Raw genomic sequence first — 234 nt, 5'->3', positions numbered from 1 at the left:
TCCGGTATTGGCGCGGTAGCCATCGGTACCAACGGTGGTTCGTTAACTTGGCAGTATATCGTTGCGTTGGAAACATCCATTGCCGCCGCAAACGCATATTTGGGCAACTTGGCATACCTGACAAACACCAAGGTGCGCGGTGCGTTTAAAACTACTCTGAAATCCGAAGGCTTGAGTGGTTATATTTGGCAAGACGGAGTTACCCCGTTGAATGGCTACCGCTGTGCAGTATCC

At 50.9% G+C, this 234-nt stretch carries 1 pseudogene; it reads left to right on the top strand.

The window, feature by feature from the left end:
* Positions 1-234 (top strand): annotated as a pseudogene (locus ACTHS3_RS18720) (phage major capsid protein); the annotation flags it as partial.

The organism is Neisseria sp. P0009.S007 (genome assembly GCF_051962515.1).
The sequence above is the reverse complement of the archived record's forward strand: the minus strand, read 5'-3'. Positions and strand labels throughout refer to the sequence as shown.